A 16,535-nucleotide genomic window follows, 5' to 3' on the forward strand; every position below is an offset into this window, starting at 1 on the left:
CCCTAAGTGATCGACTACTTAGGGGTGTTTAGCGTTAACTATTCAAATAACTCCAGAATCTCTTCCTCAACATTTTCACTGACAGCTGCCGTGCCGCCAAAAATAGTGAAGTAGAAGGTTTCGTTCTTAACAAAATAATCTTTCACCTCAGGGGAGAGGTAATTGGTAGGAGTCAACAATAACGGTTCACCATACGTATAAGTTGCTCCTGCAAGAGCGTCTGCAAAGTCCGCTCCAGTTGCGATATTCACAAACTGCGGTTCCAGTTCGAAATGCTCAGCGATAGCAATCGATGTGCTGTATCTGTTCTTCCCTGAAATTCGCTCAGGATCAGGAAGTTGAGAGAAAACCTTTTGATCGACAACCCCGGAACCTCCTACGACATAGGTGAAGTCGTAATCATTCATGGCCTGCTTCGTAGCTTCCGGAAGTTTACTTTTTTCTGTTAAAAGAATCGGCATCATGTTGCTCGCAGCTACAGGTGCAATGGAAAGGGCATCAGGGAAGTTTCTTCCGTATGCGACCACGGCTCCCTCACTAGGTGGAAGCACTTCAGCAATGGCCGTTGCGGTTTCATACCGGTCAGCTCCTGAAATTCTTTCGACATCCAATCCTAATTTCACAAGGGAGTTTTCAACATCTTTGGAAATAGCCCCTGTTCCACCAAGGATCGTGACATGCTTGGCACCTAACACATCAATCGTTGATTTCGTAATCTGCGGAAGAGCGTTTTTCCTCGTTAATAGAATCGGAGCATCATAGTAGAAAGCCAGTGGTGCACCTGCAAGCGCATCAGGGAAATCGGCTCCTGTTGCCAGGATGATATGATCGTTTGGATACCCACCACTTCGACGTACAGCGATCGCTGCTGCGGTATGATAGCGGTCTTCTCCGGCGATACGGTCAATGTATGGTTCCTCTTCAATAACAAAAGGACTCAACATATACGTTTCCCCATTATTCAAGTCAGCTAAATCAGAAACCTCAAGATAATAGACTCCCGGGTTCAAATAAAACCCACCCGCAAATCCATACTCGTCGCTATCTTTAAAATAGCTATCCATTTCTTCACCAGTGGAGTTATAAACATTTACATTCAGCTGCATGTTGGTTTCATCTACATCCATAGAGAAGAGAGAGACAGAGAGATCCACTTCTTCATCTCCATTGATTTCAATCTTGTAATAATCCTTATCACCCTTAGTGAATGTACCTACGGCGAGATCCTCCGTGGTTATATGATTGGCTTGAGCCATGGTGTTATTCGGTTCTTCTTCTTCAAAGGCACCCCAATCATTGTAACCGAGCAATTCTACTTCCTGTGCATTGGGAACCTGCTTCTGCTTCTTGAAATCTTCCAAACTCTTAAATGGTGTTTCGCTTGTTGCAAGGGCGGGAGTAGTGAATAAAGTAGACGTTAATAGAGCAGCAACTGTAAAACCAACAAATTTTTTCACTCGTTTCATTTTCCCCTTTACTTTTAACTTCATTAGGACTTAAGCAACAGTGCAACCGCTTACTATACTTCTCTCATCACCTTCCATTCGAGTTCACTAAAAGGATTATAAATCAGTCCTCGAAGTAAAGCTATCTATTTTTTATGACAAATATCGACTTCAAAAGCTTTATGATTTATAACCCCTTTTTTAATGTCCAAATAAAATGACCCCGGTCCATTACCGAGGTCATCAATGGGAGTCTAAGAACAAGTGATTCATAATCAATTGTCTATTCGATTTGCTTTCTTCGAATCTATGTGTTATTTGAAGTCCGGAAGACGTTGTAAGTATTAGTTACTGAAAGGTAATTCATCACCGTGCGGATTGGTGGCAGGAGGTGCCGGGTGATCGTTTTGGGCTTCCTCACTATTTCCCTTTCCATTCTGACTGTTATTATTCCCTGCATCTGCGGCCACAACGGAAGCGGAACCTCCCAATATTAAGAAAACTAAACCAAACATGATGACACATTTTTTCATTCTATAATCCCCCTCTTAGAATTCATAGTATTGGTCAATGATCGACGGCATTGGTATAGTCCAACGCTAATTTGTAATAGCTTGCTGCTTTTTTATAACCTCCCTTCGCCTCATAGTATTCTCCTAAAAATCTCGAATACCTTTCCACTTCCTGGATTTTTCGATATTTTTTTAGTGTCGGCATGAACTCTTTTTTGACATATTCCTCCCATTTCTTTTCCTCTGCCTTAAAAAAGGAATAGAAAAACCAGAACTCTTTGGTTAAGACATTGTCACTGGGGAGTTGTTCTGCAATCTTTGTATGACTGTCTAGTTCGTGCAGGCATTCCTCATTTTTCTTCTCCTGTATGTATACGAATAACAACAGCACGAGCGATTTGAAGTAACTGAGGCTGGTCTGTTCTTTATAGTACATGGCTTTCTTTAAATGGGTGATGGAAAGATCCCTTTCCTTTTTACGTAAATGCATGGTCGCTAAATTATGGTAGATGACCCCGAGGTGATCACGATCATCGATTTCTTCTGCTAATGTTTTCGCTTTTTCAAAGTTGGAGAGGGCCGAATGCACATCCCCGATGCTGCTGAAGCAGATCCCGATGTGGATGTGGATTTTCAAACACTGCCTGGGTTTATAGTTGTTTTGAAAAACCGTAAGGGCGGACTGCGCATAGGAAAAGCTTACAGTTTCTTTTTGATGCACGTATAAGGATAAGGCATACAGGAAATATAGATCGGCTTGTTCCAACTCACTAAGGTGGATGGAAGAATACTCGGCTAAACCTTTCTCAAAGTAGCCTTTAGCCTTATCTGGTTCGTTTACAACCCAATAGTAGTTTCCAAGATGTTTATAGTAAAAGAAGCGGTTTCTTGATGATAATGTCTCGAAGAAATCGTCTATGAATCTGAGGGAATGATCGACCTCGTCTATGAAGTCCAGAATGATGGCTGCTCGGATTTTTTTAATATGAAACTCTGCTTGGAGCTGGGTATGGGTGACGGGATGGATCAGTGGCTGTAATTCTTTATATATGCGTTCGCATTCATCTTTTTTATTATCTAACAGAGGCTCTTCCCATTGGTGGAGGAGCTTTTTTATTCTTCCTTCATCTGCCTGAATTTCCTCATAATCTACCCCTACTCTTTGCAACAGCAGGATAAGTGTTTCCTTTTCTACAGTGGTTTTATTGTTCTCGATCCTTGAAAGATAGGACGGGGAAACAATGGATTCGGCTGTTTCCTCCTGACTCATTCCCTTTTTCAATCGGTAGTATTTTAATATTTTTCCCATTTCCATAGTCATTCACTTCCTTCATTCATATTGCGCAAGATATAGAAAATGAAAGCACAAATCGTCAAAAAAATTCAGTGACATGCGAAATACAGGTTTTAACAGTTCAATGATACCATTGATTTAGAAATAAATGTTGAAAAATTAGGACAACTTGGAAGGGGGGATGGATGGAAAAGAATGGTGTTTGTCGTTTAGGGATAACCAGGCTATTTGAAGATTAATGAAGGAGGAGAATCATTATGAAAAAACAATTGATTGCAGGTACATTAGCGTTGGGGTTATTTACAGGAGGAACAACCGCTACATCAGCTCTGGCTAGTACAGATGATATCAAGTCCCAGTCTACCATTGACGTAGAGCAGGTAACAGAAGAGGGCGCTAATCCTGAAGCGATTCCAGCGGTAGTCGGAGCATACGCACTGAAAGGGGCAGCGGTTGCAGGTGGTGCCTTTGTCGCTGGTGTCACAGCTAAAGCTGGGGCAGATGCTTACGATTGGGCTAAAGCTCAATTGGGAGGAAGTTCAGTCCAGTCTTCTCATGAAAATTATGAAGACGTGAAGGTCGTCTTTGATCAATAATCATCCATACTTAGATGTTCACAAATAAAGCAAGCCATGCACCGCCCTCCTTGAGGGCGGGTTGCTTGGCCTTTTAAGAGGTGACCTTATGATAAAAAAAGTTCTCATTATCTTATCTCTTTTCCTGTTTGCGGGGCATTTGATGTTTACCGTCCTTTATCTCACGCCTTTTAACCCAGTCAAAGCAAAATACAGTTTCGCCATTAATGGTTACATGGAGCCGGTATTTTCACAAAACTGGCGGTTGTTTGCTCCGAACCCTGCCTCGACGAATAATAAATTCCTAGTGCGGGCTGAATTCAAGGGTGGAGAAAAGACCGACTGGCTTGATTTAACGACATTCATGATTGAAAAAAACCAGGATAATCGATTCACTCCATATAATCGTTTAGTAAGAATCCAAAGAGGCGCGTTTACTTCTCTCTACCAGACGGACGAAGTGACATTGAAAATCTCTGAAACGATCGAAGAGAAGAATTTAGACCGTGAAGATTACGAACACATGCTTGAGAATGAACGCACGAAGAAACAGGATGAATATGCCATGGACGCATTGAATCGATATGCACAGTCTTATGTCCGAAGCGTCTATCCGAATCGGGATATTAAGAAAACACAAATCATCATGCAGGAAACAAAGGCAAAGCCTTTCTCAAAAAAGGATAATGAAGATTATGAAAGAGAAGTGAACCTCCACAAATTCGAGTGGGAAAATTACACTGCCGTTTCGCCTGTCTTTGATTAATGACTTCAAGGAGGGAAGGTCCATGAATCTGTTATTTAATAAACTGACAAATAAAAAATACATGTTGATTGGAACAAGTATCCTGAGAATTTCGTTTGGATTATTAATCCTGTATATGTATCTGATTCATTATGCACAGAGGAGATTCCTATGGGGCCCGAATGGCATGCAGAGTCACGAAAATTTGCTGGACCAAATGACGCTTACAAGCAACTTTTCTTTGTACCAGGTTTCCAATTCCGCCGTTTATTTTGAAATCATCTTCCATTTAGGAATCCTATTTGCGCTTTTGTTTACAGTAGGCTTCATGAACCGGACGGTGTCTATACTGAATTTCATTTTCTTATGGTCTTTGCAGCATGCCAATGTGCTCATTCTGGACGGTGGAGATAACATCATGAGGATCGTTCTGTTGTATTTGATTTTTGCGCATACAGCAAGTTACTTTTCTATCGATTCCAAGCTCAAAGCAGGAAAATCATCGAAACCCAAACCCTTATCGAATGCGCTACATAACCTTGCCGTTCTCGCATCTATCCTCCAATTATGCTTGATGTATTTATCATCCGGCCTGCACAAGGTCATGGGGGAGATGTGGACGAATGGTACGGCACTCTACTATATCCTGCAAGTCGGAGAGTACACCCATCCATTGTTCCAATCAATCATCTCATCTTCTGACATTATTTTAATGATTGGTGCGTATAGTGCCATTATTATTCAACTGTCTTTTCCATTTTTGCTGCTCAATCGATACACAAAGTATTTGGCCATGTTCAATATCGTCGCATTACATGTAGGCATTGCTGTCGTTATGGGGCTCTTCACTTTTTCAGCTGCTATGATCACCATGCAGTTCCTCATGTTGAGTGATCGGGAATACGAAAAGGTCTTTGCTTATGTAGGGCGCACAGCAACTAAAGTCAGAGCGAAATTCCAGGGCGGGAAGGTGAAAAGTTATGAGACTAAACAAGTCCAGTAAGCGGCCGAAAGTCATAATTTTTTATGATTCCTATTGTCCGGTATGTTCGAAAAGCATGCGGATCCTCGCAAAGCTCGATACAGGAGATAAGTTCCAGTATGAAACGATTAGAGACAATCAAATCCTGGAGCGGTATCATATAAATAAAGAGGAAGCTGAAAAAAGGATGCACACCATCCGTCTCAAGGATCGAAAAATGGAAACAGGGATCTTCAGTGTTCTAAGAATTATGAAACAGATCCCTTTCTTCTGGGTTTTGGTCCCTTTTATCCAGCTTTCGATCTGGGCAGGAGCGGGGCCTGGGCTTTATGACTGGTTAGCTGACCGCAGGACGATTCTTCCGATTGGAGGTTGCGACGGAGACTCCTGTTCTATTCCAAAGCAGAAAAGTAGGTGAAGTGGTGAAAAAGGTTCATTATTCTTTTAAATACGAAAATCAAACATCAGACAATGTCCAGGTGTGGTTGGCCAATCCCCCTGAAACATATGCACAATCCCTCCTTTCTGAAGAGAAGCGGACACCTGAGCAGGAATTCAAGGATGATATCGGCAACCGGATCAGTTATTATGAGTTAGCCCCGGGTGAAGAGATCCACGCTTCTTATCATGTTGGGTTACAGGAAGGGGCAGCTGCAAGCTCCCCTTTGACGAATGAGGAAAAAGAAAGGTACACACGCTCAACAGCCATGATTCCTGTGAATGAGGATATGGAGAAAATGGCATGGGGTATCACGAAAAAATCCTCTGACGATAAAGAGAAAGCCTGGTTATTGTTCCAGCACATGATCAAGCATTATACATACAAATTCCCAGTCAAAGCCCGTGGGGTCGCTCATTTTCTTCAAGCGAAGAAAGGCGATTGTGGCGAGTACTCTTTCCTGTATGCTTCCCTTTGCCGCTCCTTAAACATTCCCTGCCGCGTAATGGTGGGTGCATTTGCGATGGGAAAACATCAGGCGCACGTTTGGAATGAGGTTTACTTGGAAGGGGAAGGGTGGATTCCTGTTGATACGAGTATGGCTTACACGGTACGTAAACAACTGTGGCGCTTTTTTTTCTCCTCCATTCGAACCTTACGCTGGCGCAAATACTTTGGGCAAACGGAAAACCAACGAATTGTTTTTTCCATTGATACTGAGCACGTACCGACACCTTTCTATCCAAAGGACGAGACGAAGGGGAGTCATCCATACGAAACATTCCCACTTGCTGGAGAATCGTTTGCGTGGGGGAAAAGCTCACTTCATGGCACCATTCCTTACTTCCAGCCGATGTATTTCTATTATCAAGCAGAAAAACCACACAAGTTGAAGCGTACAGAAGAAGCACTTGGTTCCTGGGAAGTGAAGGAAGCCGATAAACTAAAAGGACTGTTGGATCTTAGGAAAGTTTCTGGATACCTGTCCTTGTTTCTTGCTATTACCTTTTTATTCACCGGTTGGGAGATTGCCAGCATTCTATTTCCATTTCCAGCCTTCGCTTATTGTCTCAGCTTTTGGATGAGAAGGGAGCGGCCGCTGTTTTTCTCAGTTGCCTCTGGTTTTTTCGGCGTGATCAGTCTATTGGTAACCTTAGGTTTTCTGTCTGAGTTTATATGAACGGCCTCTGTAAAGATGAAAAGCAGCGCAACACCAAGGGTATTCCATTGGTGTTGCGCTGTTTTTATTGATGACCTCTCATCTGTTTCTGGGCTTGCTCGCGTGTCCAATGTATTTCATGTGGTTGCTCTATGTAAGAAAAGCAGGAAATTAATAGGGTTGTGTAGTATTAAATACATATAGGAATCTATATCTTTTAGTTCATGTCACGAGTCCTGTGTAAACCGTTTCAACGAGTGAGTATAAGAAATGGATGATTTAAATGAAGGGGGCATACACAAATGGCAGAAGTATCTTCAATGAAGCAGGCTGTAGATGTATTACTACAAAAAGGGCTATCCAAGCGGCAGATCTTGACTAATGTAGATAATAGCCATTTTCCGTTTGAGGATGAAGAAGTCGTGATGACCTTTATTGATTTGCAGATTGAGTGTTCCTCTGATGAAGAATTTAATAAGTTGGTCGCGTATTTATATGGGTTTAGTTCGAACCTATCCTAAGTTTGTCTATTTTATATACTTTAGTATATGGTGTGCCTGCCCACGGTCGGTCAGTGCAGGAAAGATAGCCTGGTAACAACGGTTAACGTTTGTTACCAGGCTTTTTTGATGGAATTTCAAGTCTCAGGATTACAGCGTTTTTTTGTACTCTCTAATAAATAGGAATCAAAAATCCAGAAAATAAGAGCACCAATGATTGAAAACACGATGAAAACTGGACTGATAAAAAATAGTACGACTAAACCTCCTAACAGGTGAAATAAAAGGGAATAACCCCGAGATCTTACAGAGGTTTTGCTTTGTGTTGTAACTAAAGATGTGAAGTAGTCACTTAGTAAAGACCATAGGGGAGCATAGATGAATATGGATGGGATACTGATTCCTAAAAAAACAATGACATAATCATGGACGCTCTGTGGACCATGAAATAAGAAGAACGCCATTACTAAATACACATGTATAGAGAAAAAAACAAATAAACTGCTAAGTAGTTTTCTAATTATAGTTTTTCGTAATATTTGAAAATCCATAGACTTCCCCTCATTTTTCTATTTGATGTTCTCATATTATCTCAACTGCGGTGGATGAAGGGAAGAAAGTTAGTCTTAGAGGTTGTAAATAATTCTTTCTCCTTGTAGTGGGTAAAGTATAAGGGAGTGAATGTCCGTAGGTGTACACACGCCAGACTACAAAACCTTTACGCGTGGTAAACTCAACCATCTCTCAGCTTATGTCCTTCTTTCCCGAGTACAATTGCCCGCATCCACACCTTTTCCATATCGATTCGTATTGTAGAAGGTAAACCAATACGATGGGAGAGAGTGATATGGGGGATTTAATTCCTTTTCGACGGACTGGAAATAAAAAGCTTGATGATGCTATTCTGAAATTCCAAATGCACGTAGAAAAAATGAAAAAAGCAAAATCAAAAGCAGAAATTAACTATCACTACAATGAAGCATTGCATGTTCTGAAAGAAGCACGAAATAAAAGAGAAGAGCGATGAGTGCAGGAAGTACAGTGAAAGAATGGTGCTTGTTGTAACGCCTTTGAATGTATAGAAACTGTTTACGTTTACTTTTGATATGTATCGAAGGAATAAGGCTTTCACATCCATGGAAGTCTTATTTTGATGATTGCTTTTTTAAATGAAAGCACCTGTTCCTTTTCTTAACTTTTGTTTTATAGAAAAACTAGCTTATCGCCCCTTTGCGTCGTAGCTCTTCTCTGGAGATAGGAGAAAGAATCCCTCTTCCATAAATTCATCGAGATGTTTCCTCTTAATTCTTCTTGTGAAAGTAGCAAGGCTTAAATGAGCCTGCTCACTTTTCTTTATTTCTTCTCATTGCTTTGTTTATATCCATGTATGCCGGAAGGAGGACTATAAAAGCAATAATCCATAAGACAAAACTCCATGGATTACTTTCCATTTTATAGTTTATAAACCATAAAATCACCAAAAACGACACAAAGGATAGAGGTGGGATGTACCATTTCAGCTTTTCCTTCATGGAACGTTTATCCATATTCACACATCCTAATAAGTTTTGGGTTGAATCATGTATAAACCTATACCCCCTCGCCTGCTTGGTTATCCACCAAATGCTGTGGTTTAAGGATTATCGTAGGATCCTTAAAAATAAAAAGATTAGGAGATTGATCATGAGTAATTTGCAGGAATAAACAAGAAAAGGTCTAATTATATAAGGTAGTGTTCTTTATTGGGTTTTGTTTGTGTTTGTTAAAGAACACAAAAAGGAGGGGACATGTTGGATCAAAGAGTTATGTGGAGGAATAAGGTAAAGTTATTTGCTATTCTGTCACTCGTTTTCATAATGTTAGCCCCGTCGTTCGCTTTTGCAGAAGAAAATGATCATTCCGTAAAAGATTGGAACTATGTCGCGCTTGGAGACTCGTTAGCTTTTGGTATTCAATCGGATAATACGGCAGGTTTAGGCTATGCTGATTTCGTTGCGGATGATTTAGAGAACGTTTATCGGCTAGCGTCGTTTACGAAAGAGTTCGCAGTGCCGGGTTTAACATCCGAAGGTTTATTGACACAGCTGCAAAACGATACAGAGACACAAGCTGCAGTTAGTAACGGAGACCTCATAACGTTGAGCGTAGGAGCCAATGACCTTCTCGAAGTGCTTAGGAATAACCCTGAGAATTTGCAGAATCCTGAATTTGTTAAAGATAAGCTTGAAGGCGTGAAAGATAATTATATTGGGATCATGGGTGCTATACATACCTTGAATCCTGAAGCCAAAGTTGTTGTGATGGGGTATTACAACCCTTTCTATGCTTACCCCGCAGAGCAGCAAACAGTTTTTGTACAGTTGATGAAATCTTTAAACCAGATCATTGAGAAGATTGCTAATCAGTCTGGGAGCAGTTATGTCCCGACATTCGATGCCATTGCTGAGAACTATTCAGAATACCTGCCGAATCCTGAGAACGTCCATCCGGGACAAGAAGGTTATAGGAGAATTGCGGAAGAGTTCTGGCAAACGATTAAACCGATCCTTCCGATCTCATCTGAACGGATTGCAGGCATGGACCGATACGAAACCGCAGTAAAAGTATCCGCTCATGGATGGGAGAGTGCCGAAACAGTCATCATCGCTGTTGGAGACAACTTCCCTGACGCGCTTGCAGGAGCGCCACTAGCCTATAAGTTGGATGCACCGATCTTACTAACAGGTTCTACGCTTCCTTCAACTGTGAAAGAAGAGATTCATAGATTAAATGCGAAAAAGGCAGTTATTCTGGGAGAAGAAGGGGCAGTAACCCCATATGTGGCGGACCAACTAAAAGGCATGGGTCTTAAAACAGAGAGGATAGGCGGAAAAGACCGCTTTGAGACAGCCGCCTACATTGCAGCGGTTTTAGATGGAGATCCGGCGAAAGCGGTTGTCGCAAACGGGTTGAATTTCCCGGATGCTCTATCCATGGCTTCACATGCTGCGGAGAAAGGTTATCCCATTTTATTAACCCGTCCAAACGAACTTCCTGAAGTTACAGAGACCGTTTTATCTGACTTCCATTCAAGTATAGTCGTTGGCGGAAGCAGCGTTGTGTCCGATGGAGTTCTTGATCAACTACCCGAGGCTGTTCGCTATAGTGGTAAGAACCGTTACGAGACTTCTTCGGAAGTTGCGACAACGTTAAACCCTGCAGACAAAGCATTTATCGCGACAGGGGCAGATTTTGCTGATGCTCTTACAGGATCCGTCCTTGCAGCGAAAACGAAGAGCACGTTCCTGCTGGTTCCTCCTACTAAAGTAGATGACTCTATTTCTGACGCAGCGGACATGTTGGGTGTGCGCCACTTCACATTATTAGGTGGTACAGGAGCCATTGATGAGTCTGTTTCAGAGGAATTGCTCGAACAAGTAAAATAAAGATACGGAGGGCGTGGAGAGTTACTTTTTTAAGCGTCCTTCAATGCGAGATTAATAGGTGAGCGTGGTATCCATGTTTGGATATCGCGCTCTTTTTTTAATGATCTAAACGACATCAGTCCGTGAAAGTTTTCTGTGTTTTTGTCGAATCTATTCCTTTATCACTGATCATCTATTAATATATGACAAAATAAACCAATTTGGCTAAAGGAGTTTTGCAATGAAAAAGAAAATTTCACTTATTATGATGGCATTCGTCTTTGGGTTGGTTCCATTCGTAGGGAGTGTATCGGCCGATCCAGTTACCTACCATCCTTCACTCGTACATAAGGACGGGGCCATGGCTTATGAACATATGCAGTACCTGGCTGATGAAATTGGCCCAAGAGTGGCGGGGACAGAAAATGAAAGAGAAGCGGCTCGATATATTCAAGGGCAGTTTGAACGGATGGGCTTAGAGTCAGACATTCAGGAGTTTAACTATTCTCGTTCGAAGGCTTCGTCTAATGTGGTCGCTTATAAAGAAGGAAAATCCACAAAACAGATCATTGTAGGCGCCCACTATGATTCCGTCTCTACTGGGGTTGGAGTGGATGATAACGCGTCAGGTGTAGGTGTCCTGTTGGAAACAGCTGAAGTGTTAAAGAACATAAAAACGCCGTATTCCATCGTATATATTGCTTTTGGTGCGGAAGAAGTGGGATTACAAGGATCTAATTATTACGCCGATCAGATGACGGAAAAAGAGATTGAGAATACGATTGGAATGATTAACTTGGACAGCCTGGCTGCGGGTGATCAAATGTATGTGTATGGCAATACCGGAGAAGATGGATTCATCCGTGATCAGGCTTTGGCTATAGCAGATAAGAAAAAATTAGACGTAGAAACCAACCCGGGTTTGAATCCTTATTACCCAGCGGGTACGACAGGGGATTGGAGCGATCATGCCCCATTTAAGGCGAAGGGCATTCCTTATGGGTACCTGGAAGCGACCAATTGGGAGATTGGAGATCTAGACGGTTATCAGCAGACTGTAAAACACGGGGAAATATGGCATACAGAGAAAGATACGCTGGCTTTTATTGAAGAGGAATTCCCTGGCCGCGTTCAGGAGCATTTGTCTACGTTCAGTACGTTGTTGACAGACTTACTTAAGTTTATGAACAAAACAAGCACGTCAAAGTAATCTGAATACACAATATAAAGAAGCAGAGGTAATTACCTCTGCTTCTTTATATTGGTTACGTTCTACTGTGCAATCTTCGGGCACTTTGTGAATGGACTTCGATCCGCATTAAAATATTGGGTGGCATGATGATATTCAGTGCCATCAGCATCTACAAATGTACCGTTAGAACCTGGCCCGATGTCTTCCCATGGGATTTCCTCGATGATTTTGCCATCCTCATCCACATAATAGGCAGAAATCTGGAAGGGTCCTGCGTGGTCTTCGTTGACCCATCCGTAATCCTGAGGTGAGGATGTCTCAATAACTCGATCTCTAGGAACTTCAAAAACGAATTCGTTGTTTTCGTTAATCGTTAGAGGCTCCGCACCCTCAACATTATAGCGGATAACCGCGCATCCACTAAAACCTTCAGGCACTAACCACTTCCAATCGACTCCCTCCTGAGTTCCTTCTCCCTCCCCCTCATTTAAGAAGAAAATGGATGACAAACCTAGTGAAGCTATCACTAAAAGGGTACCTAATATGTATTTTTTCATATATACACCTCTTCTGCTGGTCTTTTAGCAGTTTAACATTCATTAGGAGTTTATTGTTAAAACACAAGGAAATGATTAAAGCATCTATTATGTTTGCTTTGTTATGTATTTATAAAGAGGGGAATCTCCAAAAGAAATAGGTTCCAGTGACCCCCGTTTGAAATGAATACGCTAGAGGCTAATGAGGCCATACTAGCATATGAATCCAGATCAATGGATGCATATGCTTTTTTTGTTTTCTATTAAATATGTTTATTTGGGATGTGGAGAATAATGAAAAGTGTTTTCTGCTATTACAGGAAGTCTATGAACTTTGGAAACTCATGGACTCCAGTCCAGCGCATTGTCCACCAGGATAAAGTGTTGTTTGATTACTGTTCATCCAATAAATTAAATGTCCTCAAAAGGTTCAGTGATTTAGGGTACTTAGGTTCACCCTTTCAACGTCCTGAATTGCTGCAGATAAGAAAAATAATAGAAAAACCTAAAAGTAGAGCGGACGTACTTCTGTTTTATAGCATTGCTGGACTAAGGACAGAGATGAAATCGAACGCGGATCTGCTTTTAGAAGTGGTGGATGTCTTAGGGAAGGTACATTTTTATAAGGAAGAGTTGACGCTCGATCCCAAAAGGTTCGAACTTTACATGAAGGGTGCCGAAAACAGGGAGATAGATATTGGAGGGCAAGCTTCGACTCCTTCTACAGCTAAGAAGGAAGCGTAATGATTTATCACATTATTGTGGTCTAAAAGAAAGGACAACCTGGTCTAATTTAGTGAAAAAACAACCTGCCTTGAGACAGGTTGTTTCCATAAACAAATTAACTCGCTTTCGAGCGCGTGTAGTGGTGCTGATGAATATAATCATTAAAGTAATTATTTGTTTCACTCACAATCACTTTATAAAGAAGCAATAACGCAATTAAGTTCGGAATCATCATCAAGGCATTCGCCATATTCGCAAACGCCCATACAAGGTCAAGCTGCATAACGGCCCCCATAAAGGTTGCGGTAATGTAGATAAAACGATAGGGAACGATGTAGCGCAAACCTAATAGATATTCGAAACACTTTTCTCCGTACATGTACCAGCCGACAATTGTTGAAAAGCCGAAGAAGATGACGGAAAAGGCGACGATATATTCGCCTACGGTTCCTAACGCATGTCCGAATGCTGCACTTGTCAGCGCACCGCCGTCAAGGCCAGTTGCATGTTGGACACCTGAGATCGCTCCACCGGATGGATCCCAGAATCCTGTCATAATCAGGACAAGCCCGGTCATAGTACAAACGACGATCGTCACGATGAACGTACCTGTCATGGCTACGAGCGCTTGTTTTACTGGGTGATCGGTTTTAGCGTTTCCAGCAATCAATGCGGCTGTACCTAAACCAGCTTCGTTTGAGAAAATCCCTCGTGATACACCACTTCTGACGGCTTCCATCACGACAACACCGGCAAATCCACCAGCGGCGGAAACCGGGCTGAATGCGTATTGGAAGATCATTTCAAAAGCAGGGACGATCGCTTCGTAATTGGCGATGATGATGAATAGAGCACCACCAATATAAAGAAAAGCCATGATCGGAACAAAAAATCCGGCCACTGTACTGATCCTCTGGATGCCCCCGAAAATAATCAACCCCGTTAAGATCGCGAGCACAGCTCCTGTAAACCAACCATTAATATGGAAGCTTTCCGTCATAACATCTGAGATGGTATTGGACTGCACACTGTTTCCGATTCCTAAAGCAGCAAAGGCACCGAATAACGCGAAGGCGACCGCAAGCCACTTCCACTTCTTGCCGATCCCTCGTTCCACGTAATACATCGGGCCACCGGAATATTCTCCGTTTTCATTTTTCACTCGATATTTCATCGCAAGAAGGGCTTCGGAATATTTAGTAGCCATTCCTAACAAGCCGACGATCCACATCCAGAAAATCGCCCCGGGTCCACCAAGCGTCAAAGCTGTAGCGACACCTGCGATATTTCCGTTTCCGATTGTCGCTGATAGCGCTGTCATTAAAGTTTTGAAATTACTGATATCCCCCTGGGAATCCTGGGAGGTTTCGGTTTTATCCTCTTTCGTAAATGCGAGTTTAAAGGCATAAAACAGCTTACTGAACTGCAGCCCTTTTAACATAATGGTTAAAAACAACCCTGTCCCGAATAACAGGACCAAACTGGGAGTTCCCCATAGAACATCATTGATCTGGTTCAATATCTCTAGCATGATTACCCTCCTAATCCTGTTGCAACCGTCTATGTAGGGCGGTCTTTGATAATGTCCATGTTCTACCCTATCACGTTTTCAATCATAAACATTCGTTGAAACAACAAAATATAAGCGCTTACATTTGTGTGTAATGAACAAATGCAGGATTTTTCCGTTATAACACAAGTAGGGAGGGGGAAGGGGTTTAGTAGGAGGTGTGAAGATGTCTAACCAAAAGTCAGATAAACAGAAATACATCGATCTTCATTTAGGGAAACATGATGTCTTTTTAAGAAAACATACGATATTCTTTATACCATCAATGATGTGTTGCTTGGACTATGGTTCTTGATCGGTAGTATCTTCTTTTACTTTGAACATTTGAAAACCTGGGGTGTGACGCTCTTTGTCCTCGGAAGTATTCAATTGCTCATTCGTCCAACGATCCGGCTTGTTCATTATTTTCATATGAGGAAGGAATATGGAAAGCAGTATGAGAAAACCCATGGTTCATGAATATCCATGTGAGTCTTGACAGTGCTTTCATAAAGAAATAATGAAAGACGATAGAAAAGCGAAGCATCCATTTAAATCGGAGATGCTTCGCTTTTTTAAGGGCAATAAATGTGTTTAGTTTTTATTTGGAAATATACTCTTTCACCACTTCATAGACATACTCCTGGTTCGCTTCAGCTGTGTCAGGATTATACTCTCCACCATTCGTTTTATTATTCGATAACGTACGAATGCCTAGGTAAGGAACATCGTAGGCTTTGGCGATCTGCGCACCGGCTGCGCCTTCCATCTCCTCGACAGAAGTTCCGAAGTTTTCATGGAACCACTGGATGCGGTCGACTTCATTGTTCCAGACGTCGGCAGAACCAATCGTACCTTCGACGACTTTTCCTTCTTCATGCGTATCTTTGACGGCTTTGGCAGCTTTCAGCAGGTCTTTGTCTCCTTCAAAATAACGGATGTTTTCAGCATCAGGGTCTTCTCCGGCACTTCCTTCTGAAGCCATCAGATCCATAGGAATCCATTCTTTCGGAGCGATGCCTTCTCCATCTTCCAGATGTCCTGTTTTCATGGAACCGATGTTGACCGTTCTTTCTCCGAGGACGATATCAAATACATGCAAGTCAGGGTCGTGACCGCCGGATGTTCCCTGGTTGATGATGGCAGCTGGCTCAAACTTTTCTATAGCAATGGCCGTAGCGGCAGCTGTATTTTCCATGCCTTTTCCTGTTTTCATGACAATCACAGGATAATCATCGACTTTCCCTTTATAAAAAACGAAGTTCCCGGAAGTTTCTTCTTCTACATCCTCAAGCTTTGCTGCGAAGTTTTCGGCTTCAATAGGCATTGGGCCCTGGATGAGAATGGGCTGCTGTTCGTTTTCTTCAGCAGATGCTTCTCCCTCTGCTGAACTCTGGCATCCTGCCAGAAGAGAAAAGGTTAGAGTGATGAATAGTAAGATTGCGAAGTTGCGAATGTTTTTCATGAGTAGCTCTCC

General features: G+C 42.1%; 18 protein-coding genes. 12 read left to right on the top strand and 6 right to left on the bottom strand.

Going from position 1 to position 16,535, the window contains the following annotated elements; all coding sequences use genetic code 11:
- Window positions 1-38 precede the first annotated feature (38 nt).
- The 3 genes from GLW00_RS20870 to GLW00_RS03315 form a co-directional block, all read right to left on the bottom strand.
- Window positions 39-1,457, bottom strand: coding sequence for a cell wall-binding repeat-containing protein (locus GLW00_RS20870; RefSeq protein ID WP_160911204.1), 1,419 nt, complete (start codon window positions 1,455-1,457; stop codon window positions 39-41).
- A 332-nt stretch (window positions 1,458-1,789) separates the two neighbouring features.
- Window positions 1,790-1,978 carry a hypothetical protein gene (locus tag GLW00_RS03310; protein ID WP_160911206.1) on the bottom strand — a complete coding sequence of 63 codons (189 nt, stop codon included), beginning with the start codon at window positions 1,976-1,978 and terminating at the stop codon, window positions 1,790-1,792.
- A gap of 34 nt (window positions 1,979-2,012) precedes the next feature.
- Window positions 2,013-3,272: a helix-turn-helix domain-containing protein gene (locus GLW00_RS03315; protein WP_160911208.1), complete on the bottom strand. Its 1,260-nt coding sequence runs from the start codon at window positions 3,270-3,272 to the stop codon at window positions 2,013-2,015.
- Window positions 3,273-3,508: 236 nt separating this feature from the next.
- Here GLW00_RS03315 and GLW00_RS03320 point away from each other — a divergent pair, with 236 nt between their 5' ends.
- From GLW00_RS03320 to GLW00_RS03360, 9 genes are all read left to right on the top strand, one after another.
- Entirely contained in the window at window positions 3,509-3,847 is a 339-nt protein-coding gene (locus GLW00_RS03320) for a hypothetical protein (protein WP_160911210.1), read from the top strand.
- An 88-nt stretch (window positions 3,848-3,935) separates the two neighbouring features.
- Window positions 3,936-4,592: a DUF5819 family protein gene (locus GLW00_RS03325; protein WP_160911212.1), complete on the top strand. Its 657-nt coding sequence runs from the start codon at window positions 3,936-3,938 to the stop codon at window positions 4,590-4,592.
- A gap of 22 nt (window positions 4,593-4,614) precedes the next feature.
- Window positions 4,615-5,574: an HTTM domain-containing protein gene (locus GLW00_RS03330; RefSeq protein ID WP_160911214.1), complete on the top strand. Its 960-nt coding sequence runs from the start codon at window positions 4,615-4,617 to the stop codon at window positions 5,572-5,574.
- Complete coding sequence (locus tag GLW00_RS03335) at window positions 5,552-5,971, top strand: thiol-disulfide oxidoreductase DCC family protein (RefSeq protein ID WP_160911216.1); 420 nt, start codon at window positions 5,552-5,554, stop codon at window positions 5,969-5,971. Before GLW00_RS03330 ends, GLW00_RS03335 begins: the two co-directional genes overlap by 23 nt.
- Window positions 5,919-7,172 (top strand): transglutaminase-like domain-containing protein, encoded by a 1,254-nt coding sequence (locus GLW00_RS03340; RefSeq protein ID WP_160911218.1) that lies wholly within the window; start codon window positions 5,919-5,921, stop codon window positions 7,170-7,172. Before GLW00_RS03335 ends, GLW00_RS03340 begins: the two co-directional genes overlap by 53 nt.
- A 281-nt stretch (window positions 7,173-7,453) precedes the next feature.
- Complete coding sequence (locus GLW00_RS03345) at window positions 7,454-7,672, top strand: hypothetical protein (protein WP_160911220.1); 219 nt, start codon at window positions 7,454-7,456, stop codon at window positions 7,670-7,672.
- Window positions 7,673-8,498: 826 nt separating this feature from the next.
- Complete coding sequence (locus tag GLW00_RS03350) at window positions 8,499-8,678, top strand: hypothetical protein (protein ID WP_160911222.1); 180 nt, start codon at window positions 8,499-8,501, stop codon at window positions 8,676-8,678.
- Window positions 8,679-9,441: 763 nt separating this feature from the next.
- Window positions 9,442-11,076: a cell wall-binding repeat-containing protein gene (locus GLW00_RS03355; RefSeq protein ID WP_160911224.1), complete on the top strand. Its 1,635-nt coding sequence runs from the start codon at window positions 9,442-9,444 to the stop codon at window positions 11,074-11,076.
- A gap of 220 nt (window positions 11,077-11,296) precedes the next feature.
- Entirely contained in the window at window positions 11,297-12,265 is a 969-nt protein-coding gene (locus GLW00_RS03360; RefSeq protein ID WP_160911225.1) for a M28 family peptidase, read from the top strand.
- A gap of 62 nt (window positions 12,266-12,327) precedes the next feature.
- On the opposite strand, the gene GLW00_RS03365 is transcribed toward GLW00_RS03360, so the two are convergent.
- Window positions 12,328-12,804 (bottom strand): DUF6843 domain-containing protein, encoded by a 477-nt coding sequence (locus tag GLW00_RS03365; protein WP_160911227.1) that lies wholly within the window; start codon window positions 12,802-12,804, stop codon window positions 12,328-12,330.
- Between the two features lie 306 nt (window positions 12,805-13,110).
- Between GLW00_RS03365 and GLW00_RS03370 the strand changes: the two genes are divergently transcribed.
- Window positions 13,111-13,527 (top strand): serine integrase family protein, encoded by a 417-nt coding sequence (locus GLW00_RS03370; protein WP_160911229.1) that lies wholly within the window; start codon window positions 13,111-13,113, stop codon window positions 13,525-13,527.
- A 97-nt stretch (window positions 13,528-13,624) separates the two neighbouring features.
- Here GLW00_RS03370 and GLW00_RS03375 read toward each other — a convergent pair whose 3' ends face one another.
- The gene (locus GLW00_RS03375) at window positions 13,625-15,040 is read right to left on the bottom strand and encodes an alanine/glycine:cation symporter family protein (RefSeq protein WP_160911231.1); all 1,416 of its coding nucleotides are present in this window, start codon (window positions 15,038-15,040) and stop codon (window positions 13,625-13,627) included.
- Window positions 15,041-15,245: 205 nt separating this feature from the next.
- On the opposite strand from GLW00_RS03375, the gene GLW00_RS20950 reads away from it, so the two are divergent.
- Together GLW00_RS20950 and GLW00_RS20955 are read left to right on the top strand one after the other, a co-directional pair.
- Window positions 15,246-15,374, top strand: coding sequence for a hypothetical protein (locus GLW00_RS20950; protein ID WP_439108883.1), 129 nt, complete (start codon window positions 15,246-15,248; stop codon window positions 15,372-15,374).
- Window positions 15,350-15,538 carry a YrhK family protein gene (locus GLW00_RS20955; protein ID WP_439108884.1) on the top strand — a complete coding sequence of 63 codons (189 nt, stop codon included), beginning with the start codon at window positions 15,350-15,352 and terminating at the stop codon, window positions 15,536-15,538. Before GLW00_RS20950 ends, GLW00_RS20955 begins: the two co-directional genes overlap by 25 nt.
- A gap of 121 nt (window positions 15,539-15,659) precedes the next feature.
- Here the strand turns inward: GLW00_RS20955 and GLW00_RS03385 are convergent, their stop codons facing one another.
- Entirely contained in the window at window positions 15,660-16,523 is an 864-nt protein-coding gene (locus GLW00_RS03385) for a 5'-methylthioadenosine/S-adenosylhomocysteine nucleosidase (protein WP_160911233.1), read from the bottom strand.
- Between the last annotated feature and the right edge of the window lie 12 nt (window positions 16,524-16,535).

Source organism: Halobacillus litoralis (assembly GCF_009856445.1).
In the GTDB taxonomy this organism is placed as follows: Bacteria; Bacillota; Bacilli; order Bacillales; family Halobacillaceae; genus Halobacillus; species Halobacillus litoralis.